18 protein-coding genes are annotated in these 21,796 nt (G+C 72.3%); 3 read left to right on the top strand and 15 right to left on the bottom strand.

Annotated elements, in window-relative coordinates; all coding sequences use genetic code 11:
• Positions 1 to 447: 447 nt before the first annotated feature.
• From cobT to CRV15_RS24285, 6 genes are all read right to left on the bottom strand, one after another.
• Positions 448 to 4,005: a nicotinate-nucleotide--dimethylbenzimidazole phosphoribosyltransferase gene (gene cobT, locus CRV15_RS24310; protein ID WP_009995552.1), complete on the bottom strand. Its 3,558-nt coding sequence runs from the start codon at positions 4,003 to 4,005 to the stop codon at positions 448 to 450.
• A gap of 346 nt (positions 4,006 to 4,351) precedes the next feature.
• Positions 4,352 to 5,572, bottom strand: a complete 1,221-nt coding sequence (cbiE, locus tag CRV15_RS24305) for a precorrin-6y C5,15-methyltransferase (decarboxylating) subunit CbiE (RefSeq protein ID WP_003959784.1) — start codon at positions 5,570 to 5,572, stop codon at positions 4,352 to 4,354.
• 237 nt (positions 5,573 to 5,809) lie between these two features.
• Positions 5,810 to 6,445 carry a GNAT family N-acetyltransferase gene (locus tag CRV15_RS24300; protein ID WP_009995554.1) on the bottom strand — a complete coding sequence of 212 codons (636 nt, stop codon included), beginning with the start codon at positions 6,443 to 6,445 and terminating at the stop codon, positions 5,810 to 5,812.
• A 221-nt stretch (positions 6,446 to 6,666) separates the two neighbouring features.
• The gene (locus tag CRV15_RS24295) at positions 6,667 to 7,476 is read right to left on the bottom strand and encodes a MetQ/NlpA family ABC transporter substrate-binding protein (RefSeq protein WP_003958376.1); all 810 of its coding nucleotides are present in this window, start codon (positions 7,474 to 7,476) and stop codon (positions 6,667 to 6,669) included.
• A gap of 54 nt (positions 7,477 to 7,530) precedes the next feature.
• On the bottom strand, positions 7,531 to 8,295 hold the full coding sequence (locus CRV15_RS24290) for a methionine ABC transporter permease (protein WP_003958375.1): 765 nt from the start codon (positions 8,293 to 8,295) through the stop codon (positions 7,531 to 7,533).
• Entirely contained in the window at positions 8,292 to 9,317 is a 1,026-nt protein-coding gene (locus tag CRV15_RS24285; protein ID WP_003958374.1) for a methionine ABC transporter ATP-binding protein, read from the bottom strand. The genes CRV15_RS24290 and CRV15_RS24285 overlap by 4 nt, the downstream gene beginning before the upstream one ends.
• Positions 9,318 to 9,864: 547 nt before the next feature.
• On the opposite strand from CRV15_RS24285, the gene CRV15_RS24280 reads away from it, so the two are divergent.
• Both CRV15_RS24280 and CRV15_RS24275 read left to right on the top strand, forming a co-directional pair.
• Entirely contained in the window at positions 9,865 to 10,224 is a 360-nt protein-coding gene (locus CRV15_RS24280; RefSeq protein ID WP_003958372.1) for a hypothetical protein, read from the top strand.
• A gap of 2 nt (positions 10,225 to 10,226) precedes the next feature.
• A complete protein-coding gene (locus CRV15_RS24275) occupies positions 10,227 to 10,691 on the top strand; it encodes a hypothetical protein (protein WP_003958371.1) in 465 nt (154 codons plus the stop codon).
• A gap of 19 nt (positions 10,692 to 10,710) precedes the next feature.
• Here CRV15_RS24275 and CRV15_RS24270 read toward each other — a convergent pair whose 3' ends face one another.
• On the bottom strand, positions 10,711 to 11,217 hold the full coding sequence (locus CRV15_RS24270) for a GNAT family N-acetyltransferase (RefSeq protein ID WP_003958370.1): 507 nt from the start codon (positions 11,215 to 11,217) through the stop codon (positions 10,711 to 10,713).
• A gap of 328 nt (positions 11,218 to 11,545) precedes the next feature.
• The gene (locus CRV15_RS24265) at positions 11,546 to 12,763 is read right to left on the bottom strand and encodes a glycerophosphodiester phosphodiesterase (RefSeq protein ID WP_003959787.1); all 1,218 of its coding nucleotides are present in this window, start codon (positions 12,761 to 12,763) and stop codon (positions 11,546 to 11,548) included.
• A gap of 258 nt (positions 12,764 to 13,021) precedes the next feature.
• On the opposite strand from CRV15_RS24265, the gene CRV15_RS24260 reads away from it, so the two are divergent.
• Positions 13,022 to 13,711, top strand: a complete 690-nt coding sequence (locus tag CRV15_RS24260; RefSeq protein ID WP_372461443.1) for a lysophospholipid acyltransferase family protein — start codon at positions 13,022 to 13,024, stop codon at positions 13,709 to 13,711.
• Between the two features lie 107 nt (positions 13,712 to 13,818).
• Here the strand turns inward: CRV15_RS24260 and CRV15_RS24255 are convergent, their stop codons facing one another.
• The 7 genes from CRV15_RS24255 to argB all read right to left on the bottom strand — a co-directional run bounded on the left by CRV15_RS24255 (position 13,819) and on the right by argB (position 21,716).
• Positions 13,819 to 15,357, bottom strand: a complete 1,539-nt coding sequence (locus CRV15_RS24255) for an MFS transporter (RefSeq protein WP_003959790.1) — start codon at positions 15,355 to 15,357, stop codon at positions 13,819 to 13,821.
• Positions 15,354 to 15,908: a TetR/AcrR family transcriptional regulator gene (locus tag CRV15_RS24250; protein WP_029182852.1), complete on the bottom strand. Its 555-nt coding sequence runs from the start codon at positions 15,906 to 15,908 to the stop codon at positions 15,354 to 15,356. The genes CRV15_RS24255 and CRV15_RS24250 overlap by 4 nt, the downstream gene beginning before the upstream one ends.
• A gap of 153 nt (positions 15,909 to 16,061) precedes the next feature.
• Positions 16,062 to 17,489 (bottom strand): argininosuccinate lyase, encoded by a 1,428-nt coding sequence (gene argH / locus CRV15_RS24245; protein ID WP_003958365.1) that lies wholly within the window; start codon positions 17,487 to 17,489, stop codon positions 16,062 to 16,064.
• A 90-nt stretch (positions 17,490 to 17,579) separates the two neighbouring features.
• Entirely contained in the window at positions 17,580 to 18,773 is a 1,194-nt protein-coding gene (locus tag CRV15_RS24240; protein WP_003958364.1) for an argininosuccinate synthase, read from the bottom strand.
• Between the two features lie 276 nt (positions 18,774 to 19,049).
• Complete coding sequence (locus CRV15_RS24235) at positions 19,050 to 19,589, bottom strand: arginine repressor (protein ID WP_003958363.1); 540 nt, start codon at positions 19,587 to 19,589, stop codon at positions 19,050 to 19,052.
• A gap of 7 nt (positions 19,590 to 19,596) precedes the next feature.
• Positions 19,597 to 20,811 carry an acetylornithine transaminase gene (locus CRV15_RS24230; protein ID WP_003958362.1) on the bottom strand — a complete coding sequence of 405 codons (1,215 nt, stop codon included), beginning with the start codon at positions 20,809 to 20,811 and terminating at the stop codon, positions 19,597 to 19,599.
• On the bottom strand, positions 20,808 to 21,716 hold the full coding sequence (argB, locus tag CRV15_RS24225; RefSeq protein ID WP_003958361.1) for an acetylglutamate kinase: 909 nt from the start codon (positions 21,714 to 21,716) through the stop codon (positions 20,808 to 20,810). The genes CRV15_RS24230 and argB overlap by 4 nt, the downstream gene beginning before the upstream one ends.
• Positions 21,717 to 21,796: the final 80 nt, after the last annotated feature.

Raw genomic sequence — 21,796 nt, 5'->3', positions numbered from 1 at the left:
GGGTGCAGGGTCGTCCCCGTAAGGGACCGGCGGAGAATCACCCGCATCCGGACATCGGACGTCCGGTCTGCCGGCCCTGAGGAGTCGAGCCCGGAGGCCCCCACCCCCGCACCTGACGGGTGACCCGAGCAAAACAAGCCCGTCCGGCGATTGAGGACGGACCCCGCACCCAACGCACGCCCGACGCGCAAGCCGACGAACCCCCGCGCGGCCCCATCGTCGGGGGCCAGCCCCCGAACCCCCGCTCCTCAAACGCCGGCGAGGCTGGATTTTGCGCGGGGGCAACCCCCCAGAGAGGACACACCCCACGAGGCCGAAATTTGCGGGCCCGTTGTCGGGGGCCAGCCCCCGAGCCCCCGCTCCTCAAACGCCGGCGAGGCTGACTTTCAGGCACCCCCACGAGGCTGATTTCACGGGGGCGCGGAGGCGCAGAGGCACACCCAGGAGCTACTTCTCGGTGACGCCCGCCGAGTCGAACGTCGCCACCTCATGCATCGCCCGCGCAGCGCTCTGCACCAGCGGAAGCGCGAGCAACGCACCCGTCCCCTCCCCCAGCCTGAGGTCGAGATCGACCAGCGGGCGGAGGCCGAGTTTGTTGAGGGCGGCGACGTGGCCGGGTTCGGCGCTGCGGTGACCGGCGATGCAGGCGGCGAGGGACTCGGGGGCGATGGCGCGGGCGGCGAGGGCCGCCGCGCCGGCCGAGACTCCGTCCAGGACGACCGGCGTCCGCAGCGAGGCGCCGCCCAGGATCAGGCCGACCATCGCCGCGTGCTCCAGCCCGCCGACCGCGGCGAGCACGCCCACGGGGTCGGCGGGGTCCGGGGCGTGCAGTTCCAGCGCGCGCCGGACGACGTCCACCTTACGGGCGTGCATCTCGTCGTTGATGCCCGTGCCCCGGCCGGTGATCTCACCGGGGTCGACCCCGGTGAAGACCGAGATCAGCGCGGACGAGACCGTCGTGTTGGCGATGCCCATCTCCCCGGTGAGCAGCGCGCGGTTCCCCGCCGCCACCAGGTCGCGCGCGGTCTCGATGCCGACATCGATCGCCGCCAGGGTCTCCTCGCGGGTCATCGCGGGGCCCGTCGTGAAGTCCGCGGTTCCGGGGCGGACCTTGCGCGGCAGCAGCCCCGGCGTCGCGGGCAGCTCGGAGGCGACGCCGACATCGATGACGCAGACCTCCGCGCCGACCTGGTGGGCGAAGGCGTTGCAGACCGCTCCCCCGCCGAGGAAGTTCGCGACCATCTGGCCGGTCACCTCCTGGGGCCAGGCGGTGACGCCCTGGGCGTGCACCCCGTGGTCACCGGCGAAGACCGCGACGGCGGCGGGCTCCGGGATCGGCGGCGGGCAGACCCGGGACAGGCCGCTGAGCTGCGCGGAGATGATCTCCAGCATGCCCAGCGCCCCGGCGGGCTTGGTCATCCGCTTCTGCCGCTCCCACGCCTCACCGAGCGCCTTCGCGTCCAGTGGACGGATATTGGCGACGGTCTCCTGGAGCAGGTCGTGCGGCTCCTCGCCGGGCAGGGCGCGGCGGCCGTACGTCTCCTCGTGGACGACCCAGGACAGCGGGCGGCGCTTGGACCACCCGGCCTGCGTCAGCTCGGGCTCCTCGGGGAACTCGTCGACGTATCCGACGCACAGATACGCCACGACCTCCAGGTGCTCGGGCAGTCCCAGCGCCCGGACCATCTCGCGCTCGTCGAAGAAGCTGACCCAGCCCACGCCCAGGCCCTCGGCGCGCGCGGCGAGCCACAGGTTCTCGACGGCCAGGGCCGAGGAGTACGGGGCCATCTGCGGCTGGGTGTGACGGCCCAGGGTGTGCCTGCCGCCGCGGGTCGGGTCGGCGGTGACGACGATGTTGACGGGCGTTTCGAGGATCGCCTCGATCTTCAGTTCCTTGAACTGCTTCGCCCGGCCCTTCGGCAGCGTCTTCGCGTACGCGTCCCGCTGGCGCTGGGCGAGTTCGTGCATCGTGCTGCGGGTCTCGGCGGAGCGGATGACGACGAAGTCCCAGGGCTGGGAGTGGCCCACGCTCGGCGCGGTGTGCGCGGCCTCCAGGACCCGCAGCAGCACCTCGTGCGGGATGGGGTCGCCGCGGAAGCCGTTGCGGATGTCCCGCCGTTCCCGCATGACGCGGAGCACGGCCTCGCGCTCGGCGTCGTCGTATCCGGGCGCGGGGGCGCTCCGGGCCGGGGCGGGGATCTCCTCGGGCTCGGACACGGGCCCCGGCTCCGGCATAGCCCCCGGCTCGGGCTCAGGGGCCGGCGCCTGCTCGGGTGCCTGCTCGGGGACGACGGACTCGGGCTCGGACACGACCTCGGCGACGACCTCGGCTTCCGCCTCCGGCACCGGCTGCTCCGCGGGCTCGGCGGGGGGCTGCGGAACGGAGACGTCCGCCTCGGCGACGACCGCGGCGGGCGCGGCCTCCACCGCCACCGGCTGCTCAACCGCCACGACAGGTACCGGCTCGGCCTCGGGCTCGGCCACGGGAACGAGGGCGGGCTCGGCCACCTCGACGGCGGCCTCCGGTCCCTCCACCGGTTCCCCCGGCTCGGCCGCCTCGGCGGCCTCGGGCAGCTCGGCGGCGACGACAACGACAACGGCCTCGGCCTGCGGCTCAGGCTCAGGCGCCTGCTCAAACACCGGCTCGGGCGCGGCCACGGGAACGGGCACCGGCTCCGGCTCGGCCTCCACGGCCTCCACCGTCACGGGCGGGTCGGGCACCTCGGACACGGCCTCCGGCGCGGGTCCGGGCGCTGCCTCGGGGGCGGCCTCTTCCGGGGCCACCGCCTCGGGCGCCACAGCCTCCGGGGCCTCCTCCGGTACCACCGGCCCGGTCCGCTCCGGCTGCGCCACCGGCTGGGCCGGTTCCGGCTGTTCGGCCGGGACCGGCTGCTGCTCGGCGGCGGCCTCGGGAGCCGACTCCTCCGGCGCCACCGGCTGCGCCTCCACGAGGACGGCCTCGGGCGCGGCGGTCCCCGTCGCGGCGGGCTCGGCCATCACGGCCTCGGGCGCGACGGCCTCCGGGGCCGCCTCCTCGACCGCCGGAACGCCAGCGGGATCGGCGGGCTCCTCGACCGGGGCGACCGGGGCAACCGGGGCGGCGGGCGCGGACGGCACCGGCTCGGCGGCGACCGCCTCCGCCGGAACGGGCGGCACCGGCTCCGGCGCGGGCTCGGGCACGGGAACGGCCTGCTGCGGGGCCTGCGGACCCCAGGGAGCGCCGGGCTGCGGCGGAATCTCCCCGAGCTGGGGCCCCGGCAGCACCACGGGCTCCCCCTGCGGGACGCCTGCGTACTCAATGGGCTCGATGGACCCAGCGTGATCGACGTGCTCGACGTGCTCGACGGCGGGTGGCGCAGCGACAGCGGTGTTCTGCACGGTCAGCGGGTGCGGGGCGACCCCGGCGGGCCCCCGGTCGGCGAGCGAGCGCACGACACCGCCGGTGGTGTCCGGCAGCGGCGGGCCCATGTGCAGGGGGCGCCGCGCGGCCGGCGGCACCGGGGCCGTCGTGCCGACGGGCGGCGCGGCGGGGGCCGCCGGAGCACCGGCGGGCTGCGGCGGGGCCGTGGCCTGCGCCGGGATCACGGGCTGCGGCGGCACGGCGGCGTCGGGGGCGCCCAGATCGGTCGGCGCGGCCAGCTCCGGGGCGGGCACCAGGTCCGGGGCGACCGGAACCTGCTGCTGTCCGGGCATCGGCTGCGCCGCCGGGACGGGCACGTACTGCTCGGGGATCTGCGGATGCGCGCCGACGGGCACCTGCCCGGTCCGGTCCACCGGGAGCCGCACCTGTCCGCTCTGCGGGCCGTGCTGGAGCGACTGCACCGCCTGGGGGTCGATCCAGGCCCCCTGCGCGCCCGGCATCAGCAGCAGATCGTCCTCGTCGGGAAGGTGGCCGGAGGGTTCCAGGAAGGTGTAGGCGTCACCGCCGGGAACCCCCGGCTGCTGCCCCACCACGCCTGCGTTCTCCGGCTGTCCCTCGCCCGGGACCTGGCCGGTGTCGGTCATGCGTACCCCTCGCCCATCGGTTGTGAATCCTTCGCCCGTCGTCCGGTCGGCCGGCCGCGGCGCACCGGACGCCCGTCGATGAGAACGAGCGGGCACGCCACGCGGCACGATCGTCCGCGGACTCCCAGCATTCTCGCGGCCGTTCGCCGCCGTGGCGGGGAGATCCGCCACGGTCCGCTGTGGGGTGCGCCACGTCGCGCCTCCCCCGGCTCCGAAGTACCACAGACCGGCGCGGTGTCGGCACTGCTTTTCCGGCTCCCCCGGACCGTCGGCGACCGTGGACGACGTACGGCGGGGGTGCGGTACAACGATCGGCCAGCCTACCCCGCACCACGGACATTCGGGATCACGGGACGTGATCGGCCCGGGTCCCGGAGAGCAGGAAAACCACGGAGCGCTCGCGTTCCGCCCAGCCCACCGGGTCGAGTTCGACGGACTGGAGCAGGGCGCAGGTGACGGTGTAGCCGCCCGCCGTCAGGGCGGCGCCGATGGCCTCGGCCTCGTCCCGGGTGGAGGCGTGGGCGACGATCCGCTGGGGTCTGCGGTCGGTACAGGCGGTGACGACGGGGGCGCCGCCGGAGCCGATCCGGACGACGTCGGGTTCGGGCAGCCGTTCCAGTACCTGGGGCGCGTGCCCGTGCACCACCTGGACATGGACTCCGGCGCGGCGCGCCGCGGCGTCGGTGCGGGCGCAGGCGGCCCGGTCGGTGTCGATGGCGATGACGGCCGCGCCGAAGCGGGCGGCGTCGGTGGCGAAGGCCCCGGAGCCGGAGCCGATGTCCCAGACGAGGTCGCCGGTACGCGGTCCGGTCCGGGCCAGTTGGAGGGCGCGCAACTGCTCCGCGTCCCCCGCGGAGGCGGGTGCGGCGGGGTCGGCGGGCAGGGGCTGTGCCCAGCCCCGGCCGCCGGTGCCGCCGGGGTCGCGGCCCGCGATCCAGGTGCCGCGTCCGCCGTCCGGGGCGGCGGCCCCGCCGATCACGATCACCACATTGGGGTCGCGCCAGAGGTGGTCGGCGGCCTTGTCGGAGGTGAGGACGGTGACCTGTTCGCGCGCGGTGCCGAGTTCCTCGCAGATGACGAAGGTGCGGTGGACCCCTTCGAGCAGCAGGGCGAGTTCGGCGGGGCCCGCGCCGGGGGAGGTGAGGACGGCGACCTTGGGGTGGGCGCGGCAGACGTTCACGGCGCGGCGCAGCGTTCGCGGGTGGGCGACGACGATCTGGGCGTCGTCCCAGGGCATCCCGGCGCGGGCGAAGGCGGCGGCCACGTTGGAGACGGCGGGGACGACCTCGACCTCCAGGCCGTGTTCGGGCGCGCGCAGGGTGCGGACGACGCCGAAGAAGCCGGGGTCGCCGTCGGCGAGGACCACGGCGGTGCCGCGGTGCGCGGCGATGCGGCGGGCGGCGAGGTCGAGGCTGCCGAGGCGGACGCGTTCGGCGTGCGGGGGGATCTCGGGGAGGTCGAGGTGGTGGGCGGCTCCGGCGACGAGGGTCGCGGCGCCGAGGGCGGACGTGGCCGCGGCGGTGAGGGGTGAGCCGTCCCAGCCGATCACCGTGACGCGGTCGGCCATCGTCGTATGTCTCCCTGGGGTCGGTTCAGGCGGTACGTGCCCATATGGCGGGCGGGCAGGGTGAGACTACCTGGCGCGGGGGCCCTGGGGACCGTTTCGGTGGGAAGGGAAGAGAAGGGAAGGGGAAGGGGGGCAGCGACGACACGGCCCGGCCCCGGCGGCAGCGGACCGTGCTCACCCGCCCCGCCCTGGCCCGCCCTGCCCGGTTCCGTTCCGCTTCGTTCAGCTCGGCTCGGCTCAGCTCAGCTCGGTGAAGGAGGCGTAGCCGAAGTCCGCCAGGTCCTCGGCGCCGCCCTCCAGATCCTCGGGGAGCAGGCTCCACACGATCAGATCGGTGCGGATGGCCGTCCAGCCGCCGTCCTCGGTCCTGGTCCGGGCTATCCAGGCGTTGCGCAGGACGCCCTCGCTGATCGCCCCGGTCTTCTGGGCGACCTGCTGGCCCGCGGTGTTGTCGGCGGGGGTGCGCAGTTCCAGGCGTTCGAAGCCCTGGTCGCGGAAGAGCCATTTCGCGGTGGCGAGCAGGGCCTCGGTGGCGTAGCCCTCGCCGCGCGCCCAGGGGGCGGTGACATAGGCGGCCTCGGTGGCGCGGGTGCGCCAGTCGGTGTCACGGAGCTGGACGGCGCCGACGAGCCGCTGGGTGAGGAACTCGGTGACGGCGAGCGCGATGCCCCGGCCGCCGGAACGCCGGGCGGGGGCGGCCCCCCGGACCCACCGTTCGGCGTCGGCGGTGGTGTAGGGGTGGGGCGCCGTGGTCCAGGCGGTGATCTGCTCGTCGTTCATCATCTCGGTGTAGGCCGGGATGTCGGCCTCCTCGAAGGGGCGCAGCACCAACCGCTCCGTGCTGATGGACACGTCCGGGAAGGTGAGAGTCATGCGCCGCTCCGTAGCCAGGGGCCTGCCGTGCCCGTAGAACCGTGGGCCTGCCGAAAAGCCCAGCATGCAGCATGGGCTGCTCGAACTGCACCACAGGGTCCCGCACTTGTGTGCCGGGCGGAAAGCGGCGGGCCCCGCACGCCCCTCGAAGGGGGTGCGGGGCACCGTCCCGGTGACCGGGCTCACCCGGTCCGGGCCCGGGTGGGGCCGCCGGGCGGGGTTCAGACCGCCGGGATGACGGAGCCGTCGTACGTGTCCTCGATGAACTTCTTCACCTCGGGCGAGGAGAGCAGCTTGGCGAGCTTCTTGACCTGCTCGTCGTTCTCGTCGCCCTTCTTGACGGCGAGGAAGTTGCCGTAGGGGTTGTTCTCGGCGGACTCCAGGGCGATGGAATCCTTCTTGGGGCTCAGCTTGGCCTCGACGGCGTAGTTGCCGTTGATGACGGCGGCGTCGACCTCGCCGAGGACGCGCGGGGTCTGGGCGGCCTCGACTTCCTTGATCTTCAGGTTCTTCGGGTTCTCGGCGATGTCCTTGGGGGTCGCCTCGGCACCGGTGCCGGGCTTCAGCTTGATGAGCCCGTTCTGCTCCAGGAGCCGCAGGGCGCGCGCCTCGTTGGTGGTGTCGTTGGGGACGGCGACGGTGGCGCCGTCCTTGAGGTCGGCGATGCTGTCGGCCTTCTTCGAGAAGAGGCCCAGCGGCTCCAGGTGGACGGTGACGAGGGGGACGATCGTCGTCTTGTTCTTCTTGTTGAAGTCGTCCAGGTAGGGCTTGTGCTGGAAGAAGTTGGCGTCGACCTGGCCGTCCTGGGTGGCCGTGTTGATGGTGGTGTAGTCCGTGAACTCCTTGACCTCCAGCTTGAGGTCTTCCTTCGCGGCCAGCTCGTCCTTGACGAAGCCGAGGATCTCGGCGTGGGGGACGGAGGTGGCGGCGACGACGAGGTTCTCGTCGTCCGCGGACGAGCAGCCGGTGAGTCCGAGGGTGAGGGCCCCGGCGGCGAGGACAGCAGCGGTGATCTTGGTGGTGTTACGCACGAAAAGTGCCTTTCTCCATGGTGGTGCGGGTGGTACGGCCCCGGAGGGGCCGGGTCAGGAAATCCTGGTGGGCTCCGCCGCGGGTTCCGCGGTGGCCTCGGCGGGGGTCAGCAGGGGCTTGGCGTTGCGCAGCAGCCGCAGCTTGGGGGCGGGTCCGCCCCGTCCCCGCCCGTACAGGCGCCGGGCCGTGAGGTCCCCGGCGAGCTGGATGAGGGAGATGACGACGGCGAGGATCGCCACCGTGATCCACATCAGCTCGGTCTCGAAGCGCATATAGCCGTAGCGGATGGCGATGTCGCCGAGTCCGCCCGCGCCGACGGCGCCCGCCATCGCGGAGTAGCCGATCAGGGCGATGACGGTGGTCGTGGCCCCGGCGATCAGCGAGGGCAGCGACTCGGGGACGAGCACCTTGCGGACGACGGTCCAGGTGCTGCCGCCCATCGACTGCACGGCCTCCACCAGGCCGTGGTCGACCTCGCGGACGGAGGTCTCGACCAGCCGGGCGAAGAACGGGATGGCGCCGATGGCGAGCGGCACGATCGCGCCCTCACGGCCGATGGTGGTGCCGGCGATGGCCTTGGTGAAGGGGAACAGGGCGACCATGAGGATGATGAACGGCATCGACCGGGTGACGTTGACGATCTCGCCCAGCACCTTGTTCACCACGACGTTGCCCAGCAGTCCGCCCCGGTCGGTGAGGACCAGCAGGATGCCCAGCGGCAGCCCGGCGACGACGGCGATCGCGGTGGACCAGCCGACCATGTAGAGCGTGTCCCAACACGCCTGCTCCAGCAGCGGCCACATCTCGGACCAGGTCACTTGGCACCTTCCTCGGCGGTGGTCGCGGCCACCTCTACCTGGAGACCCCGTTCCCGCAGGAAGCCGATGGGGACGACGTTCTCCTCGAACCGGCCGGGCAGTTCGATCCGCATCCGGCCGACCTGCTTGCCGCCGACGGTGTCCATGGCCGCGCCCAGGATCGAGATGTCGATGTTGTACGTACGGGAGAGCTGCGAGATGACCGGCTGGGTGGCGGCGTCCCCGTGGAAGGTGACGTCCACGACCGTGCGATCGGACGCGGAGGCGTCGCCGCTCACCGGGAAGAGCGCGGCGGCCAGTTCGGAGCCGGGGGTGGCGAGCAGTTCGCTCACGGTGCCGGACTCGACGATCCGGCCGCGCTCCATCAGGGCGGCGGAGTCGCAGACGGTCTTGACGACGTCCATCTCGTGCGTGATGAGCAGGACGGTCAGGCCCAGCCGCTCATTGAGGTCGCGCAGGAGCTGGAGGATGGAGCGGGTGGTCTCGGGGTCGAGCGCGCTGGTCGCCTCGTCGGAGAGGAGCACCTTGGGCTCGCCCGCGAGGGCGCGGGCGATGCCGACGCGCTGCTTCTGGCCGCCGGAGAGCTGGCCGGGGTAGGACTTGGCCTTGTCGGCGAGGCCGACCAGGTCGAGGAGTTCCAGGGCCCGCCGGGAGCGGTCGGCGCCGGAGTGCCCCAGGATCTCCAGGGGAAGTTCGACGTTGTCCTGGACGGTGCGCGAGGACAACAGGTTGAAGTGCTGGAAGACCATGCCGATCCGGCTGCGGGCGGCGCGGAGTTCCTTCCCGGCGCGCGCTCCGCGTCCGGCGAGCGCGGTCAGCTCCTGGCCGTCCACGGTCACGGTGCCGGAGGTGGGGCGCTCCAGGAGGTTGACGCAGCGGATGAGGGAGGACTTGCCGGCGCCGCTCTGACCGATGACACCGAACACCTCTCCCTGCCGGACATGGAGGTCGACGCCGTCCAGGGCGGTGGTCTCGCGTCCTCGCGAGCGGTAGACCTTGGTGAGGCCCGTGGTGGTGATCACTGGATGATGTCCGTCACTGTCGAGTGCGCGGCAGGCGTCTCGCCGGGCACGGGGCGTTCGTCGTCAGGGGTTCTGTGGTGGGAACGCGGCAGGCCCGGCGCCGGGACGGTCTCCGGCGGGGGTCGGCACATGCGCGTCACAGCGGAAACCGGTCATCCGACCGGACGGCTGCGGGGTCTCACTTCGGGGCGCGAGGCACAGGCAGGGGCCCTCAGGAGGCGCACATTCGACCCATACAACGAGCACCGGGCGTCAGGTTCGCCTCGGTCGCAAGGGTGCGGCAGCTCGTCGTGGTCATGGCGGCAAGTAAAGCAGATGGCCCGTTCACGCAAAGGGGGGCGTCCGAATATCGGACAAGAGGGGAGGTGCCACCGGACTGTCCCCGCTCCGGACCTCCTGGTTACCCACCGGTCTGACCTGCGGTAACGACAGGGACGGCAGGGGACCGCGCGGTGCCGGGCGGCCGGGAGATGTGGTCAAGGCCACGAACACCCCCGGGCCAGGGGCGCGCGCGGCGGCGGCCCCGGCCCGTAATACCCTCGGAACCATGCTTGACGCCCTGACGGTCACGGTCTCGGTGGCCGCGCTCGCCCTCGCCGCCTGGTGCGGTTTCGCCGCCCTGCGCGACCAGCCCACCAAGGACTGGCACTTCATCGGCATGGCCGTGGTGACGCTGCTGGCGCTGGCGCAGCTCGTGGTCGGGATCGTCAAGATCGCCGGGGGCGCGCATCCCCACGACGGCACGACGACCTTCGTGGTCTATCTGATCGGGGCGTTCCTCTCGATCCCCGCGGCGGCCTTCCTCTCCCTGGTGGAGCGGTCGCGCTGGGGCTCGGCGACCGTCGCCGCGGGCGCGGTGGTGGTCGCGGTGCTCGAAGTCCGGCTCTACGACATCTGGGGAGGCTGACCGTGTCCGGAACGGAGACCGGGACGGGAACGGGAAGCGGAGGCGGAACGGGGACGGAGACCGGAGGCGGCCGGAGCCGGCTCGTCACGGGCCCCGGGATGCTGCTCGTCTGGCTGTACTCGGTGATGTCGGTGGGCGCGGTCTCCCGCTCGGTCTACGCGATCGTCACCGACTTCGACAGCGCCCCGCTCGCCCACTCGCTCTCCGCGGTCGCCGCCGCGGTGTACGCGTTCATCACCTACACGCTGGTGCGCGGCGGGGAGACGGCCCGCAGGGCGGCGCTCGTGTGCTGTGCCGCGGAGCTGGCGGGGGTGGTGATCGTGGGCACCTGGACGGTGCTCGAACCCTCCGCCTTCCCGGACTCCACCGTCTGGTCGGAGTACGGCATGGGCTATCTCCTCATCCCCGTACTGCTGCCGGTCACCGGGATGCTGTGGCTGCGCCGTTCGCGCAGCCACGCGGGATGACCGTCCGCATCCGTCCCCATCAGGCGCTGGTCACGAACGCCGCCGGGGACGCGGCCTCCTTCTCCAGGGTGACGACGGTGAGCCGGGGGCCGATCTGCTCCCGGGAGACCGGTACATAGCCGCGGGAGCGGTAGAGCCGGAGATTGCCCTCGCTGCGGTGGCCGGTGAAGAGCCGGAAACGCCGGGCGGCGGGCTCCCGGGCGAAGCTCTCCTCGATCGCGTCGAGCAGCCGTCCGCCCAGGCCGTGCCCCTGCATCCGGGGGTGGACGATCAGCTTGGCGATCCTGGCGGTGCCGTCCTCGCCGACCCGGCCGCGCACGGAGGCCACGACCTCGTCCCCGAGCCGGGCCACCAGCGCGGGACCGTCGGCGATCTCGGCCCGGAGGTCGTCCAGGGACTGGGTGAGGGGTTCGATCGCGTAGTCGCCGTAGAGCTCCGCCTCGCTCTGGTAGCACAGGTACTGGAGTTTGAGGATGTGCTCCGCGTCCTGCGCCGTCGCCGCTGAGATGGTCACGCTCATGCCCATGTGCGCATGCCTCCCGCTCACCTGATGGGTCCGGTTGTCTCTCGCTCCCTTCCCCCCGCCCAGGAGCCGCAACCTCGGTCGCCGCCATTCTGCGCGGAGATCCCAGGCGGCGGGAACGGATCAGTGACGGTTTTCTCTGTGAGATAGCCAACCTTCCTGCGAATTCCATGGGGAAGTAGGGTTCTTGCCCGTCACATCGCAGTCGCTCCAGGGGAGTTCCCCTCCGGCCGGGCCGGTACGGGGACTCAAACGGCCGTACCCCGTATGGCCCCTGTCCGTCGACAGGGCCCCCACGGGGTACGGACGACAGCGCTGCGCCGGGCCCGGCTCAGCCCTGGAAGTCGGCGGCGGCGAGCAGCCCGGTGTCCGGGTGGTCGGTGAAGATGCCGTCGATCCCGGTGGCGAGGTAGCGCCGGTAGGCGCCGAAGACATCGCCGTACTCGCCCGCCGCGGCGGCCGGGCCCGTTCCGTGGTCGCGCCGGAAGTCGGCGGGCAGGAAGGTGTTCTCGTTGCGCAGGGTGTACGGGTGGAGGATCAGCCCGGCCCGGTGGGCGTCGCGGACGAGTGTGGTGGGCTCGCCGAGCCTCCCGTCCGCGTCCTTGGGGATGACCAGGTCCAGGGTGGGCCCGATGCCCTGGGCGAACGAGGCGATCCAGCGCAGCCCGTCGGGCCTGACCAGATCGGCGACCGTGCGCGGATCGCCCGCCTCCACGAAGTCCCAGGGCCGCTCTCCGGCGGCCGACAGCAGGACCACCCGCGGCGAGGAGACCAGCCGCGACAGCCTCCGCACACTGCTCGGCTCGAACGACTGGAGGAAGACGGCCGCGTTCCGCCCGTCCCGCCCGTACCGGCGCAGCAGCCGGGCCAGCGGCTCCTCCAGGCCGAGGCCGAGACGGCGGAAGTAGGTGGGGTGCTTGGTCTCGACATGCAGCCAGACGGGGCGGCCCCGGCGGCGGCCCTCCCGCTCGGCCCAGCGCAGCACCTCCTCGAAGGTCGGAATGGTCCAGCGGCCGTCGTACAGGGTGTTCTTGGGCCGGACCCGCGGTATCCGCTCCCGGGTGCGGAGGGTCTTCAGCTCGGCGAGGGTGAAGTCCTCCGTGAACCAGCCGGTGAGCCGTTCCCCGTCGACGCTCTTGGTCGTTCTGCGGGAGGCGAACTCCGGGCGGTCCGCGACATCGGTGGTGCCGGTGATGTCGTTCTCGTGACGGCAGACGAGATGGCCGTCCCGCGTGGGCACCAGATCCTGTTCGACGACGTGCGCGCCCATGTCGAGGGCGAGCTGGTAGGCGGCGATGGTGTGTTCGGGGCGGTAGCCGCTGGCGCCCCGGTGGGCGATCACGGTCGGCCGGGGCAGCTCGCGGTAGGAGCCGCCGCCGTGCCGCGCCCCGGCGGCGGCCGCCGCCGGGGAGGCGACCGCCGCCGGGGAGGCGACCGCCGCCGGAACGCCCAGCGCTCCGGCGCCCACCGCGGCGGCGCCGAGCACCGCCCGCCGTCCCGGGGCACCGGCTCCGCCGCCCCTGCCCCCGCTCGTCGCGCTCTGTGTCATCTGCGTTCCTCCCTGTGACCTTCGGCACTCTGCCGGCCGTGCCCGACGGTAGGGACGGACCTCCTCCAGGGGGAAGACCCTGGGCGAACGTGGTGCGAACACATGTCAACAGCGCGTATCCACCGGGTGAGTCCGGTGTGCGGGGGCGCATGATCCGCGAGTATCGTCCTCACCTGCGCGAATTCAGCGAGACCTTAGCCGGGGTTTGGTACAAGGGTTCGCGGCGTCCGCGCCGGCCGCCCACCGCTGCCGTCCGTTCTGACACCGGAGGACCCGTTGTCCCGCTTGTCCCTTCTCAAGGCCGTCCTCGGACCGTTTCTGCGCCTGATGTTCCGGCCCCGGGTGGAGGGTGTCGGGAACATCCCCGGCTCCGGCCCCGTCATCCTGGCCGGGAACCATCTGACCTTCATCGACTCGATGATCCTGCCGCTGGTCTGCCCCCGCCCGGTCTTCTTCATCGGCAAGGACGAGTATGTGACCGGTACGGGGCTCAAGGGGCGCGCCATGGCCTGGTTCTTCTCCGGGGTCGGCATGGTGCCCGTGGACCGGGACGGCGCGAACGGCGGGGTGGCCGCCCTGATGACGGGGCGCCGGGTGCTGGAGGACGGGCAGGTGTTCGGCATCTACCCGGAGGGCACCCGCTCCCCCGACGGGCGGCTCTACCGGGGCCGGACCGGGATCGCCCGGCTCACGCTGATGACCGGCGCGCCCGTGGTCCCGTTCGCGGTGATCGGTACCGACAAGCTCCAGCCGGGCGGCACGGGGCTGCCCCGGCCGGGCCGGGTCACGGTGCGCTTCGGCGAGCCGATGGAGTTCTCCCGGTACGAGGGCATGGGGCGGGACCGCTATGTGCTGCGGGCTGTGACGGACTCGGTGATGACCGAGGTGATGCGGCTGTCCGGCCAGGAGTACGTGGACATGTACGCCACCAAGGCGAAGGCGGCCTGACCGCCCGCCGGGGTGTCGACCGCCCACACGGCGGCGGGGCCGGATCTCCTCCGGCCCCGCCGCTGTTTTGTCCCGTTCGTCACTTGCTGTACGCGCTGTGCGGGACGTCAGGGGTGTTCGACGCCGTCCGCCAGGCGCTGCCCCTTCAGCAGGAACCACGCGGCGACGGCCGCCGTCAGCAGCACCACCGAGGCCGCCGCGCCGGCCAGGTGGAAGCCGTCGGCGAAGGCGTCCCGCGCCGAGGCCAGCAGGGCCTCGCCCTGCTCCTGGGGAAGGGACCCCGCCGTGTGGAAGGCGCCGCCCAGCGACTCGCGGGCCGCGTCCGCCGACGCCTCGGGCACCCCGGCCGGGACGGTGAAGTCCCGGTAGACACCGGTCACCACCGTGCCCAGCAGGGCGATACCGAGGGCCGCGCCCAGCTCGTAGGCGGTCTCGGAGACGGCCGACGCGGCGCCCGCCTGCTCCTTGGGAACGCTGCCGAGGATGACGTCCGCCGTCACCGTGAAGGCGAGTCCGGCGCCGAAGCCGCCGAGGAACAGGGCGATCCCCATGGCGAGCGGCCCCGTGTCGGCGGTCAGCCACACACAGGAGGCGAGCGAGAGCCCGAGGGCGGCCAGTCCGCCGGTGACGGCCGCCCGTACCGAGGCGCGGCGGGCCAGATGTCCGGCGAGCAGACCGGAGAGGACGGCGCCGACCGCGGACGGCAGCTCGATGAGCCCGGCCTCCAGCGGGGAACGGTCCTGGACGAGCTGGAGGAACTGCGAGAGGAAGAAGATCAGCCCGGAGAGCCCCAGGATGGCCAGCAGATCCGCCAGCACCGCGCCCGAGAAGCCGCGGTGGTGGAAGAGCCGCACATTGAGCAGCGGGGACTCCAGCGTGAGCTGACGGCGGACGAACCACACCAGCGCACCGGCACCGAGGGCGGCGGCCAGAGCGGCACCCTCGGTCAGGCCGTGCACCGCCACCTCCTTGATGGCATAGACCACGGAGACCATGCCGACCAGGGAGAGGGCCACACTGATCAGGTCCCAGGGGCCGGGGGCGGGGTTGCGCGACTCGGGGATCAGCTTGAGGCCGACGACCACGAGCACCGCCATGACCGGCAGGTTGATCAGGAAGACCGAGCCCCACCAGAAGTGCTCCAGCAGCGCGCCGCCGACGACCGGGCCGACCGCCGCGCCCGCGGAGGCGGCGGAGCCCCAGATACCGACGGCGATGCTGCGCTCGCGGGGGTCGGAGAAGAGGTTGCGGATCAGGGCCAGGGTGGAGGGCATCAGGGTGGCGCCCGCCACACCGAGCAGCGCCCGGGCCACGATCATCATCTCGGGGCTGGTGGCATAGGCGTTGAGGACGGAGACCGCGCCGAACGCGACCGCGCCCGTCAGCAGCAGCTTCTTGCGGCCGATGCGGTCGCCGAGGCTGCCCATCGAGATCAGCAGACCGGCGATGACGAACGAGTAGACGTCGCCGATCCACAGCAACTGGGTGCCGGTCGGCTGGAGGTCCTCGGTGAGGAAGGGGGTCGCCAGACCGAGCACGGTGGCGTCCACCGCGATCAGCAGAACGGCCAGCACCAGCACCGACAGGGCCAGCCAGCGTCCCGGGACGAGCCCGGTGTCCGGCTCCTTGAGGGCGGTGCCGGTCATGCCTCCACACTCCGTCGGACGCAGCCGCCGAGCACCAGCTCGGCGATCATGTACTGGTAGTCCTTGGGGGCGACGCGTCCCGCCTGCACGGCCCAGGCGCCCGCGCTGAGCAGCCCGTACAGGGCCTCGGTGAGCCAGACGGCGGTGAGGTCGACACGGAAGTGCCCCTCCTCCTGGCCGCGCCGGAAGAGAGTGGTGCAGACCGCGTCGATCCGGGCCCAGCCCTCGTTCACGCCCTCGCCCTCGAAGAGCTGGTTCTCGGTGATGAGAAAGCCGAGCAGCGGGGAGGCGGGGGCGGTGGCGCCGATCAGGCGGCGCAGCGCCTCGGGGGCGGAGCCCTCGTCGGGGCGGGCCTCCTCGACGGCGGCCTCCAGCTCGCGCAGCCCGAACTCCTCCAGGGCCCGCACCAGGGCGTCCCGTCCGGCGAAGTGCCGGTGCAGCGTGGCCCGGCCGATGCCCGCGGCCTTGGCGACCTCGTCCATCGTGGCGGTGGACTTCCGGGCGAGAAGGGCGGCGGCGGCACGGAGCACCCGCTCACGATCAATTGTCATGAGACAAAGATACTGCATTTGAGACAGCGACGTCTCATTAAATATGACCGCAGCCCGGTGCCGGAGACGGCGGGAACGACGGCGGAGCGCCACCGTCCGCCGCCGTACGCGGGGACGGTGGCACTCCGCTCGCGCCCCTGCCGTGGGACGGGGTCAGCTCTCGCGGGCCGCCCAGGCGTGCTGGACCGCGAGATCGGCCTTGACCTCGGCGAGCTGGACGGCCACCGCCGAGGGGGCCGTGCCGCCCCGGCCGTCGCGGGAGGCCAGCGCGCCCCGGACGGTGAGGACCGAGCGCACCTCGGGGGTCAGATGCTCCGAGATCGCCGCGAACTGCTCGTCCGTGAGCTGGTGCAGTTCGATGCCCGCGCTCTCGCACTCCTTGACGCACGCCCCGGCGACATCGTGGGCGACCCGGAACGGCACGCCCTGCCGCACGAGCCACTCCGCGATGTCGGTGGCGAGCGAGAAGCCCGCCGGAGCCAGCTCCTCCATCCGCTCCCGGTGCACGGTGAGCGTGGCCACCATCCCGGTGAACGCGGGCAGCAGCACCTCCAGCTGGTCGCAGGAGTCGAAGACCGGCTCCTTGTCCTCCTGGAGGTCGCGGTTGTACGCGAGCGGCAGCGCCTTCAACGTCGCCAGCAGCCCGGTCAGATTGCCGATCAGCCGGCCGGACTTACCGCGCGCCAGCTCGGCGATGTCGGGGTTCTTCTTCTGCGGCATGATCGACGAGCCGGTGGAGAAGGCGTCGTGCAGGGTGACGAAGGAGAACTCCTTCGTGTTCCAGATGATGATCTCCTCCGCGAGCCGGGAGAGGTTGATCCCGGCCATGGCGGTGATGAAGGCGAACTCCGCGACGAAGTCCCGGGAGGCGGTGCCGTCGATGGAGTTGCCCGCCGAACCGCCCTCGAAGCCCAGGTCGGCGGCGACCGCCTCCGGGTCCAGGCCGAGCGAGGAGCCCGCGAGCGCCCCGGAGCCATAGGGCGAGACCGCCGTCCGCGCGTCCCACTGGCGCAGCCGCTCGGCGTCCCGGGACAGCGCCTGGACATGGGCGAGCACATGGTGGGCGAAGAGCACGGGCTGGGCGTGCTGGAGGTGGGTACGCCCCGGCATCGCCACCTCCGGATGGGCCTCGGCCAGGCCCACCAGCGCGTCCTGGAGTTCGGCGATCAGCCCCCCGACGATCCGGGCGTGGTCCCGCAGATACATCCGGAAGAGGGTCGCCACCTGGTCGTTGCGGGAGCGTCCCGCGCGCAGCTTGCCGCCCAGCTCCGCGCCCAGGCGCTCCAGCAGCCCCCGCTCCAGGGCGGTGTGGACGTCCTCGTCGGCGATGGTGCCGGTGAAGGAGCCGTCCGCCACATCGGCGGCCAGCCGGTCCAGTCCGGCGAGCATCCGGGTCAGCTCGTCCTCGGTGAGCAGCCCGGCCCGGTTGAGGACCCGGGCGTGGGCGCGGGAGCCCGCGATGTCGTACGGCGCCAGCCGCCAGTCGAAGTGCACCGAGGCGGAGAGCCTCGCCAGCGCGTCGGCGGGTCCATCGGCGAACCGTCCGCCCCAGAGCCGGACATCACCGTTGTTGCTGCTCACTGCGGGAACTCCTCGAAGGGTGGAGGTACGGGACCGCCTCCCCGCACGGGGGTGGCGGGGAGGCGGCGGCGCGAGGGCCGTACGGGAGGGTCAGACCAGGTCGCGCTTGGCGGCGATCTTCGCGGAGAGGGCGAAGATGTCGATGAAGCCCTGGGCCTTGGACTGGTCGAAGGTGTCGCCCGTGTCGTAGGTCGCGAGGTCGAAGTCGTACAGCGACCGCTCGGAGCGGCGGCCGGTGACCACGGCGGTGCCCGCGTGCAGGGTCATCCGGATGTCGCCGGTGACCTGCTGGTTGGCCTCCTCGATGAAGCCGTCCAGGGCGCGCTTGAGCGGGGAGAACCACAGGCCGTCGTAGACCAGCTCGCCCCAGCGCTGCTCGACCTGCCGCTTGAAGCGGGCCAGTTCGCGCTCGACGGTGACGTTCTCCAGCTCCTGGTGGGCGGTGATCAGCGCGATCGCGCCCGGCGCCTCGTACACCTCACGGGACTTGATGCCGACCAGCCGGTCCTCGACCATGTCGATCCGGCCGATGCCCTGGGCGCCCGCGCGCTCGTTGAGCTGCTGGATGGCCTGGAGCACGGTGACGGGGCGGCCGTCGATGGCGACCGGGACACCGGAGGCGAAGGAGATGACCACCTCGTCGGCCTCGCGGGGCTCGGCCGGGTTGGAGGTGTACTCGAAGATGTCCTCGATCGGCGCGTTCCAGATGTCCTCCAGGAAGCCGGTCTCGATGGCCCGGCCGAAGACGTTCTGGTCGATGGAGTACGGGGACTTCTTGGTGGTGGCGATCGGGAGCTGCTTGGCCTCGCAGAAGGCGATGGCCTTGTCCCGGGTCATGGCGTAGTCACGGACCGGCGCGATGCACTTGAGGTCCGGGCCGAGGGCCTGGATACCGGCCTCGAAACGGACCTGGTCATTCCCCTTGCCGGTGCAGCCGTGCGCCACGATCGAGGCGTCGTGCTTCTTCGCGGCGGCGACCAGGTGCTTGACGATCGCGGGCCGGGAGAGCGCGGACACCAGCGGGTACCGGTCCATGTAGCGGGCGTTGGCCTTGATCGCAGGGAGGCAGTACTCCTCGGCGAACTCGTCCTTGGCGTCGGCCACCTCGGCCTCCACGGCACCGCAGGCGAGCGCGCGCTTGCGGATGACGTCCAGGTCCTCGCCGCCCTGGCCGACGTCCACGGCGACGGCGATGACCTCGGCGCCCGTCTCCTCGGCGATCCAGCCGATGGCGACGGAGGTGTCCAGACCGCCCGAGTAGGCGAGTACGACGCGCTCGGTCACAGGAATCTCCTTACGATGCATGCGGTGATGGAATAAGTATGCACTCGCCCGCATGTTTCGTCAATCATGGGTGCGCGATCGGTGCGTCCGACCGAAAGTGATCGGACGCTTACGCCATGGAGCGGCGCGCTGAACGCGTCGACGGAGGAATCCCCGGGGCCGTCGGACAGCGGCAGGGGTCTTCCGCACGGCGGCGGCCCGCCGCGGCATGCCGCAGGCCCCCGGCCGAGAGGGCCGGGGGCCTGCGGGGGTGGCGGCGCCGCGCCGGAGGGCCGGTCAGGCCCGGTCGTTCTGGGCCAGCCGCAGCAGATGGTCGGCGAGCGCCTGACCGCCCGTGGGCGACCTGCTGATCAGCATCAGGGTGTCGTCCCCGGCGATGGTGCCGAGGATGTCGTGCAGCTCCGCCTGGTCGATGGCCGAGGCGAGGAACTGCGCCGCGCCGGGGGGCGTACGCAGCACCACCAGATTGGCGGACGCCTCCGCGGAGATCAGCAGCTCCCCCGCGAGCCTGCGCATCCGCTCCTCCTTCGCCGACTCGCCGAGGGGCGCCTGCGGAGTGCGGAAACCGCCCTCGCTGGGCACCGCGTAGATCAGCTCGCCATTGGTGTTGCGGATCTTCACCGCGCCCAGCTCGTCGAGGTCCCGGGAGAGCGTCGCCTGGGTGACGCTCAGTCCGTTGTCCGCGAGGAGCTTGGCGAGCTGGCTCTGCGAGCGCACCGGCTGGCGGTTGAGGATGTCCACGATCCGGCGGTGGCGGGCCATGCGGGTCTGCGGTACCGCAGGCCCGCCGGCGTCGGTGGCGTGCGCCTCGGTCATCGTCGTCTCATTCTCCGGTCTGTCCTTCCCTGTCCCGCTCGTGGACCGCGTCGAGAAGGCCGGGCAGGGCCTGGAGGAAAGCGTCCACCTCGGTCTCCTCGATGACCAGCGGCGGAATCAGCCGTACGACATCGGGGGCCGGGACGTTCACCAGGAAGCCGGCCTTCTGGGCCGCGAGCTGCACCTGGGGCGCAAGGGGCTCGTTGAGCACGATACCCAGCATCAGTCCCGCACCGCGGACATGGGAGACCAGCGGATGGCCGCCGCCGTCCCCGCACCGCTCCACTCCGTCCCGGAGCCGCTCCCCGAGCTGCTTGACCCGGTCGAGGAGTCCATCGGCGGCGATGGTGTCCAGGACGGCGAGTCCGGCGGCGCAGGAGACCGGGTTGCCGCCGAAGGTGGAGGCGTGGTGGCCGGGGGTCATCAGCTCGGCGGCGCGCCCGAAGGCGACCGCCGCGCCCAGCGGCAGCCCGCCGCCGAGCCCCTTGGCGAGGGTGACGACATCCGCCTCCACACCCTCGGCCTGGGCGGCGAACCAGTGGCCGGTCCGTCCGATTCCGGTCTGCACCTCGTCCAGGACGAGCAGGGTGCCCGTCGCCTCGGTGATCTCCCGGGCGGCCCGCAGATACCCCTTCGGCGGGACCACCACACCGCTCTCGCCCTGGATCGGCTCCAGGATCACCATCGCCGTGTCCTCGGTGACGGCGGCCCGCAGCGCCTCGGCGTCCCCGTACGGCACATGGGTGACATCGCCCGGCAGCGGCAGGAACGGTTCCCGCTTGGCGGGCTGGCCGGTGAGGGCGAGCGAGCCCATGGTCCGGCCGTGGAAGCCGCTCTGCGCGGCCACGATCCGGGAACGGCCCGTCAGTCGGCCGATCTTGAACGCGGTCTCGTTGGCCTCGGCGCCCGAGTTGCAGAAGAAGACCCGGCCGGGGCGGCCGAACAGCTCGATCAGCCGCTCCGCGAGGGTGATCGTCGGCTCGGCCGAGTAGAAGTTGGAGATATGGCCCAGCGACGCGATCTGCCGGGAGACCGCCCCGACCACGGCGGGGTGGGCGTGGCCCAGCGCGTTCACCGCGAGACCGCTGACGAAGTCGGTGTAGGCGGTGCCGTCGGCGTCCCAGAGGGTGGAGCCCTCGCCGCGGACGAAGGACAGCCCCGGGGTGCCATAACTGTCGATCATCACGCCCTGCCAGCGCTGGGCGAACTCCTGGTTGCTCATGACGTCCCCTCGGATACGGACGGCTCGTCGGGCACGACCATCGTGCCGACCCCGTCATCGGTGAAGATCTCCAGCAGGATCGAGTGCGGTACCCGGCCGTCGATGACCCGGGCGGTCCTGACCCCGTTGCGTACGGCGTGGAGGCAGCCCTCCATCTTGGGCACCATGCCGCTGGAGAGATCGGGCAGCAGCGTCTCCAGCTCGGAGGCGGTGAGCCGGGAGATCACCTCGTCGCTGTTCGGCCAGTCCTCGTAGAGCCCCTCGACGTCGGTGAGGACCATGAGGGTCTCCGCGCCCAGTGCCGCAGCGAGTGCCGCAGCCGCCGTATCAGCATTGACGTTGTAGACATGGCCGTCGTCCTCCGCACGGGCGATGGAGGAGACCACCGGGATACGGCCGTCCTCCAGGAGCGCCAGGACGGCGCCCGTGTCGATGCGGGTGACCTCCCCGACCCGGCCGATGTCGACCGGTTCGCCGTCGATGAGGGGGCGGTGCCGGGTGGCGCTGATGGTGTGCGCGTCCTCGCCGGTTATCCCGACGGCGAGCGGTCCGTGCAGATTGAGCAGCCCCACCAGCTCGCGCTGGACCTGTCCGGCGAGCACCATCCGGACCACGTCCATGGCCTCGTCGGTGGTGACCCTCAGACCCGCCTTGAACTCGCTGACCAGGCCGTACCGGTCCAGCTCGGCGCTGATCTGGGGGCCGCCGCCGTGCACCACGACCGGCCGGAGCCCGGCGTGGTGGAGAAAGACGATGTCCTGGGCGAAGGCCGCCTTCAGCTCCTCGTTCACCATGGCGTTGCCGCCGAATTTGACCACGATCGTCTTGCCGTGGTGCCGGGTCAGCCAGGGCAGGGCCTCGATGAGGGTCCGGGCCTTGGGGAGGGCGTTGTTCTTACGGGTCATGCTGGCCGCCGCGCTCGTTCTCGTTCTTGTTCTGGTGGTCGTGCTCTTGGTGGTGGTCGTGGTGGTCTTCGCCGTGGTCC

This window comes from Streptomyces clavuligerus, from assembly GCF_005519465.1.
Taxonomy (GTDB): Bacteria; Actinomycetota; Actinomycetes; order Streptomycetales; family Streptomycetaceae; genus Streptomyces; species Streptomyces clavuligerus.
This window is presented reverse-complemented; position numbering and strand designations above follow the sequence as displayed.